Annotated in this window: 7 protein-coding genes; 1 reads left to right on the top strand and 6 read right to left on the bottom strand. The window is 45.4% G+C overall.

All coding sequences use genetic code 11. The features are described from left to right. Positions 1-246 precede the first annotated feature (246 nt). Positions 247-2,541 (top strand): 5-methyltetrahydropteroyltriglutamate--homocysteine S-methyltransferase, encoded by a 2,295-nt coding sequence (gene metE / locus B9J87_RS07085; RefSeq protein WP_094149968.1) that lies wholly within the window; start codon positions 247-249, stop codon positions 2,539-2,541. An 83-nt stretch (positions 2,542-2,624) separates the two neighbouring features. Here metE and B9J87_RS07080 read toward each other — a convergent pair whose 3' ends face one another. The 6 genes from B9J87_RS07080 to B9J87_RS07055 form a co-directional block, all read right to left on the bottom strand. Further along, entirely contained in the window at positions 2,625-3,014 is a 390-nt protein-coding gene (locus tag B9J87_RS07080) for a GspS/AspS pilotin family protein (RefSeq protein ID WP_094149966.1), read from the bottom strand. 1 nt (position 3,015) lies between these two features. Continuing rightward, positions 3,016-3,312 carry a YciI family protein gene (locus B9J87_RS07075; protein WP_013857153.1) on the bottom strand — a complete coding sequence of 99 codons (297 nt, stop codon included), beginning with the start codon at positions 3,310-3,312 and terminating at the stop codon, positions 3,016-3,018. A gap of 90 nt (positions 3,313-3,402) precedes the next feature. Further along, the gene (gene yciA / locus B9J87_RS07070) at positions 3,403-3,804 is read right to left on the bottom strand and encodes an acyl-CoA thioester hydrolase YciA (RefSeq protein ID WP_013857152.1); all 402 of its coding nucleotides are present in this window, start codon (positions 3,802-3,804) and stop codon (positions 3,403-3,405) included. 131 nt (positions 3,805-3,935) lie between these two features. Further along, positions 3,936-4,502, bottom strand: a complete 567-nt coding sequence (locus B9J87_RS07065; protein ID WP_094149964.1) for a septation protein A — start codon at positions 4,500-4,502, stop codon at positions 3,936-3,938. Positions 4,503-4,604: 102 nt separating this feature from the next. Beyond that, the gene (locus B9J87_RS07060; protein ID WP_017044617.1) at positions 4,605-4,856 is read right to left on the bottom strand and encodes a hypothetical protein; all 252 of its coding nucleotides are present in this window, start codon (positions 4,854-4,856) and stop codon (positions 4,605-4,607) included. A 228-nt stretch (positions 4,857-5,084) separates the two neighbouring features. Then, entirely contained in the window at positions 5,085-6,344 is a 1,260-nt protein-coding gene (locus tag B9J87_RS07055) for a dicarboxylate/amino acid:cation symporter (protein ID WP_038171785.1), read from the bottom strand. Between the last annotated feature and the right edge of the window lie 53 nt (positions 6,345-6,397).

Here is a 6,397-nt window from a genome sequence, read left to right as displayed (position 1 = left end):
CGTGTGTTGCTTGCTGTCCCCGAACAAAGTTTTCTTGATCACCTAAGGCTGCAGGGTCATGGTGGTATAAGTGACATGCGCAATACGTCACTGATCGATTTCTAATGTGTTTCCTCGTTGATGCCTGGTAATTCCACCGATAATAACAATAACCTCTTCATCGGCAGCGTCTTATGTGTATAAGAGACAGTCTTTATCTCATGCGATAAAGAATCAGATACGATCAACAGCAAAAGGACTAGGGACATGACAACGACGACTCACATCTTAGGTTATCCACGTATTGGTGAAAAACGCGAACTGAAATTTGCGTTAGAAAAATATTGGCGTGGCGAAAGCGATCAAGCGCAGTTACTGCAAGTAGGGCATGACATTCGTCAGAAAAACTGGGCTGAGCAGCAACAAGCGGGTCTGAGTTTTTCAACCGTAGGCGATTTCGCTTGGTATGATCACGTACTCACAACCACATTGCTCCTTGGACACGTTCCTAAACGTCATAAAAACGGCTTTCCTGATTTAGATACACTCTTTCGCGTTGGACGCGGTCAATCACAAGCGGGTTGCGGCTGTAGCGGAAGTGCCGCTTCTGATATGACTAAATGGTTTAATACCAATTATCACTACCTTGTGCCGGAGTTCAGCCAAGACGATACGTTCGAAGTCAGCTGGCCTCAACTGTTTGAGGAAGTCAATGAAGCGTCGAAAGCAGGCCACCAAGTTAAGCCTGTACTGCTTGGCCCGCTGAGCTACCTCTACTTGGGTAAAGAGGTCGAAGAGGGATTTGATCGCCTGACCTTACTGCCTCGTTTATTGACCGCTTATCAAGCAATTTTAGCTAAGCTTGCTAAACAAGGAGTGGAATGGGTACAAATCGATGAGCCTATTTTAGCGTTAGAGCTAGAATCAAAGTGGCAAGATGCATTTAAGTTGGCTTATCAAGTGATCGCTGGCGATGTAAAACTGTTACTGACTACTTATTTTGATTCGGTGCTTGATACGCTCGATAAAATCATTGAGCTACCAGTAAATGGATTGCACATCGATCTCTCCGCTTCTGCCGATCAATTGAACGCGGTACTAGAGAAATTGCCAAAAAATTGGGTACTTTCGGCAGGTGTGGTCAATGGACGCAATGTGTGGCGCGCCGATCTTGCGACGTTATTGGCTCGTTTACAGCCAGTGAAGCAGCAACTGGGGGAGCATCTGTGGATTGCGAGTTCGTGTTCACTCTTGCATAGCCCAGTTGATTTAGATCTTGAGCAGCAGCTCAGTGATGAAGTACAAAGTTGGTTTGCATTTGCCAAACAAAAAGTGACAGAAGTTGCTTTACTTGGTAAGGCACTGGACGGTGATGACGCGGCGATTCTGGCTTGTGAAACTTATAGCCAACCGATACTTGCACGTAAAACGGCAACTCACGTTAATAAACCGCATGTACAGGCGAGAGTCAACAGCATAACGGCAGCACTCTCTGAGCGCAGTGCACCTTATTCAGAGCGCGCTCATCACCAAGCTGAAGTGTTAGGGTTGCCATTCTTGCCAACGACAACCATAGGCTCATTCCCTCAAACGAGTGAGATCCGTCATCAGCGCAGTGCTTACCGCCAAGGTAAACTGGCACACGCTGATTATATCAATGCATTGAAAGGGCACATTGCCGATGCAGTAAAACGTCAAGAGGCACTTGATCTCGATGTGTTAGTGCACGGTGAAGCTGAGCGTAACGACATGGTGGAGTACTTTGCCGAAAACTTAGCCGGTTTCCAGACTACACAATTTGGCTGGGTGCAAAGTTACGGCTCACGCTGCGTAAAACCGGCTATCGTGGTGGCCGATATTGAACGTGAAAAACCGATTACGGTGGAGTGGTCTACTTATGCTCAATCATTGACTGCGAAGCAAATGAAAGGAATGTTGACTGGGCCTGTAACGATTTTATGCTGGACGTTTCCTCGTGAAGATATTTCTCGTCAAACCATCACACAGCAATTGGCTTTCGCTTTGCGTGATGAAGTGGCAGACCTGCAGCAAGCGGGCATTAACATCATCCAAATTGATGAACCTGCGATTCGTGAAGGATTGCCATTGAAGAAGCGTGACCATCAAGCATATCTGGCGTGGGCAGTTGAGGCATTTAAAATTGCGGCGGCGAGTGCGAAACCCGAAACGCAGATCCACACTCACATGTGTTACAGCGAATTTAATGAAATCATTGACTCAGTAGCGGCACTGGATGCCGATGTGATTACGATTGAAACTTCTCGCTCGAATATGGAACTGCTCAAAGCGTTTGAAGAGTTTAACTACCCGAATGAAATTGGCCCAGGTGTGTACGATATTCACTCGCCAAACATTCCCTCTCAAGAGTGGATTGAAGGTTTGTTGCGTAAAGCGGCGGAAAAAATTCCAGCAGAGAGATTATGGGTTAACCCTGATTGCGGCTTAAAAACGCGCAATTGGAATGAAGTGGAGGCAGCACTGACCAACTTAGTGTCAGCAGCTAAAACGCTGCGCAAAGAGCTTAAACCCCAGCAAAGTTAAGCCACATTAATCTTGACAGAGGCCTCAAATGAAGCCTCTGTTTTTTACGAATAAAGTGGTGGTCATCACTAATAAGGGGAGGACTATTGTGCCGAACAAGTTGCTTTACTAATGAATTGGTCCACAACAAGTTGGCCCCGCGTATTGCGCATTTTAATTCTATAAGTTAAGCCGAGGTCGAGGTTAGCGCGTGTGGTTGAATCCGAGCAGTAGGTATTGATGCTGGTTTTCAACACTTGATCAATCGGCTTTGCTCCTTTTTGACCCCCATTGTAAATCATCATAATTTCCACCGTACTGCCTTTAGCACTGGCACGCATCACGGACAAAGGCCCAAATTCTAAGGGTAACTCAGCGCTAATCACATTCGCGCGATTACTGGCTACGGCTTCCAAATATTTTTGCTGATCACCATTCGAGCTACAACCCACCAGTACCAGCGTTGTAAACAGAGCACAGAGAATGACTTTCATCTTAAAACACTTTCTTGAAGGGTTTAACGATAACATGTTGATACACACCGGCAGCAACATAAGGATCGGCATCCGCCCATGCTTGAGCTTGTCTTAAAGAATCAAACTCAGCGATGACCGTTGACCCCGTAAACCCAGCTTCTGCTGGATTCTCCGAATCAATTGCTGGCATTGGCCCTGCGGTTAATAGACGACCTTCATCTTGCAAGGTTTGTAAGCGCTCTAAATGTTGTGGCCGGACACTCATGCGTTTTTCCAACGAGTTTTCTACGTCTTGAGAGAAAATAACGTACCACATATTGATATCCTTATTGTTTGATAATGAAGTCGAGGCCTTACTGTACTGAAACTGGCGCGTATTGAAAGCAACCAAACTGAATTTCTGTGATCAGTTGCTAGGCTTAATCGGTCGAGGGCGGCCATCGGTATCAATGGCGACATAATTGAAGGTTGCTTCACATACTTGGAAACGATCTCCCACGCTGTCGTATTTGATGGGTTTTACCCATACTTCAAGATTGACGGACATTGAAGTGCGGCCAATTTTGGTGCATTCACCATAACAACACACTACATCACCTACCTTGACGGGTTTTTTAAACGTAATGCTAGAAACAGACACAGTGACAACGCGGCCAAATGAGATCTCTTTGGCTAAAATTGCGCCAGCCAAGTCGAGTTGAGACATGATCCAACCGCCGAAAATGTCACCGTTGGCGTTAGTATCTGCTGGCATGGCTAAGGTGCGTAGCAATAATTGGCCTCTTGGGGCGCTATTTTCCTGATTCATTTTTCGACATCCACAACAACAAAACAGCGACCAAATTGGTCGCTGAAAAATAGGGACGGATTATACCAAAGACAGCCTGTTTTGCACTCAAAGAGTCCTCTGAATGAGTCCTAGCGAGAAGGTTAGTGCAATCAGTGCTCGTGCGAGGAGGGTTTGCTCTCGGAAACTTGCTTCTCTTTTGGCAGGTGTTTGTAGATAAAAACGCCCGTTAATAAGGTATAAACAAAAGTTGCGGCTAATAAGCCAAATACTTTGAAGTTGACCCAAACATCCAATGGCAGTTGATATGCAATATAGATGTTTAGTACAGCGCAAACGCTGAAAAAGAAAACCCACGCCCAGTTGATTTTTGTCCATACGTGTTCAGGTAAGGTTAGCTCTTTGCCAAGCATTCCTCTAATGGCTGATTTGCCCATGATGTGGCTGATGGTCAAGCCCAAGGCAAAAACAACGTAAACAATGGTGACTTTCCATTTAATGAAATTGTCATCGTGAAAGAAAATCGTCATACCACCGAAGATAGTCACCATCAAAAAAGTGATGATCTGCATTTTTTCAACTTTCTTATACAGTGCGTAGGTCAGGGCAATCTGTACCGCACTGGCCACGATAAGTGCCCCTGTGGCGACATAGATGTCGTACATCTTGAAAAGGGCAAAAAAGATGATAAGTGGTATAAAATCAATAAGTTGCTTCATTCGTATTTATGCTTCCGATTTAAACGTTGCGCACAGTCTAACCAAAACCGTGTCAGAGCTAAATAGAAAGAGACAATTCGAAACAAATTAACTAGAAATGGATCAGCGTTCCCAGCCGCTGGTTTCAAGTTGTGGTATTGCTCGTTTCATATCTTCTAAATAGCCTTCACTTTTTAAATTGGCGACGGCTATCTGCAATTCTTCATCTGTCATTGAAAAACAGGAATCTTTGCCAGTAATTAAGCCTAGATATTGGTGGTATTCAAATTCACTGAAATGGCCAATCCGATCGATAACCAATTCTCGGATCCCGTGGTGAATCAAACCATAATAAGTATCACGATGAATATCCATTACTCATACTCCAAGTCGATTCGTGCTAACGCCAAAAGTTTGCCGCTGCTATGTGGCACGAAAGAGGTGTCGTTTATTATAGCAATCGCAATGCCAACTTTATCGTCAGTCATAGGGCGCTTTAATGATTAACTTTAGTATGAGAACTGTTTTTTTTGCAAATTGCGATGCAAAAAGAAAGCCGCATAGGATGCGGCTTGTATTGGATCAATGATGCTCTGTGATGAGTTAGGCTTTTTGCTGCTTCAATGAGGCCTCAGTGGCTTCTTCTTCAATCAAAGCATCAACAATAACGGCACACGCGGCATCCCCTGTGATGTTGAGCGCGGTACGGATCATGTCGAAGATACGGTCTAGGGCGAACAGTAGTGGCAAACCTTCAATTGGAATTCCAGCCGCTAACAAAACGGCTACTACAAGGAAAGAAGGACCAGGAACACCTGCCTGACCGACGGCGCCCAGTGTCGCTGTTACGATGATGGCAATGTAAGCGCCCATCGAGAGATCAATATTGAATAGCTGGGCGAAGAAAATCGCAACTAAACCGTAATAGATGGCGTTGCCAGACATGTTGATGGTGGCACCTAACGGCAGAACAAAGGCGGCAGTTGAGTTGCGTACGCCAAGGTCGTGTTCTACGGTATCCATAGTGACAGGGAGTGTCGCCATTGATGACGCGGTTGAAAGGGCTACGGCTTGAGGCTTTTTCATCGCAAGGATAAATTTCTTAGCCGACGTCTTGGTTAAGACCTGAATCATCAGCGGGTAAGCAATAAAGCCGAAAATTAAAATGGCCGCGACATAAACGACAAACAGCTTAAATACCACCATCAGTGCACCAAAACCAAACGTGCCGACGGCTTCAGCCATCAAACCGAATACACCGATAGGCGCGATGATCATCACTTTGTTGATCATCCACACCATGGCATCAACAATGGTGTTTACGCCATTGATGATCGGGTCACGTTTTTCTTTGCTCTGTTTAGAAATGGCAATGCCAAAGAACAAGCAAAAAACAAGGATTTGTAGAATGTTGGCATTATTCAGTGACTGGAAAACGTTGGTTGGGATCATACCCGTAATGGTTGCCCAAAAAGTAGGTAGTTCACCTTTTGCTGCGTATTCGGCAGAAAACATACCTTCAACGCCCGAAATATCGACGCCGATACCCGGTTGGAAGACTTCGCCCATTACCAGTGCTAGCGTTACGGCGAGTGCGGAAGTGACCGCAAAAAAGCTGAGTGTGACAAAACCGACTTTACCCGCCGCGTGGCTATTACCAAGGCCCGCAGCACCGGAAATAAGCGCAACGGCCACCAGTGGGATCACCAGCATCTTAATTAGGTTGATAAAAATGACACCCAGTGGCGAAAAGACGGCCGCATCGTGTCCCATCATGGCACCAACGGCAGTACCAATGATCATTGCAATGACGACTTGCACGCCAATGTTGCTTAACAAACTCTTTTTGTTTAACACTTCCATAACCTCTGTGCTAATTAATTGTAAATTCCTAGTGTTACCCACTGCATAAATAT

This window comes from Vibrio sp. V19_P1S1T109, from assembly GCF_002241375.1.
In the GTDB taxonomy this organism is placed as follows: Bacteria; Pseudomonadota; Gammaproteobacteria; order Enterobacterales; family Vibrionaceae; genus Vibrio; species Vibrio anguillarum.
The sequence above is the reverse complement of the archived record's forward strand: the minus strand, read 5'-3'. Positions and strand labels throughout refer to the sequence as shown.

Excerpts from the sequence above, each read along its gene's own strand:
- B9J87_RS07065 (WP_094149964.1), bottom strand. The coding sequence starts at position 4,502 with ATGAAGCAACTTATTGATTTTATACCACTTATCATCTTTTTTGCCCTT.
- B9J87_RS07080 (WP_094149966.1), bottom strand. The coding sequence starts at position 3,014 with ATGAAAGTCATTCTCTGTGCTCTGTTTACAACGCTGGTACTGGTGGGT.
- B9J87_RS07055 (WP_038171785.1), bottom strand. The coding sequence starts at position 6,344 with ATGGAAGTGTTAAACAAAAAGAGTTTGTTAAGCAACATTGGCGTGCAA.
- B9J87_RS07075 (WP_013857153.1), bottom strand. The coding sequence starts at position 3,312 with ATGTGGTACGTTATTTTCTCTCAAGACGTAGAAAACTCGTTGGAAAAA.
- yciA (WP_013857152.1), bottom strand. The coding sequence starts at position 3,804 with ATGAATCAGGAAAATAGCGCCCCAAGAGGCCAATTATTGCTACGCACC.
- metE (WP_094149968.1), top strand. The coding sequence starts at position 247 with ATGACAACGACGACTCACATCTTAGGTTATCCACGTATTGGTGAAAAA.
- B9J87_RS07060 (WP_017044617.1), bottom strand. The coding sequence starts at position 4,856 with ATGGATATTCATCGTGATACTTATTATGGTTTGATTCACCACGGGATC.